Genomic DNA, 251 nt, shown 5'->3' on the forward strand with positions numbered 1-251 from the left:
CAGATTAAAGCCCTGACCACCGCACAAGTGGCCACGCTGACCACGGATCAGACCCTGGCCCTGACCACCGGCTCATTGCAGGGCTTAACCTCTGATCAGGCTGCGGCGCTGACCACGGCCCAGGCCGCCATTCTGACTTCGCGTCAGGTTGCTGCCCTCAACACCACTAATATCGCCGCACTCGAAACCCGCGATCTGGCCGTGATCAGCACACTGGCGATTGCTGCACTTTCCAGCGCTCAGATCAGAGT

At 60.6% G+C, this 251-nt stretch carries 1 protein-coding gene; it reads left to right on the plus strand.

The genetic code is table 11. The annotated features are described in order from the left end of the window. Nucleotides 1-251, plus strand: a 251-nt coding sequence (locus tag HA050_RS21830; protein ID WP_166830591.1) for a hypothetical protein, incomplete at both ends; no start/stop codon positions are given.

The sequence above is a fragment of the Iodobacter violaceini genome (genome assembly GCF_011601265.1).
Classification (GTDB): Bacteria; Pseudomonadota; Gammaproteobacteria; order Burkholderiales; family Chitinibacteraceae; genus Iodobacter; species Iodobacter violaceini.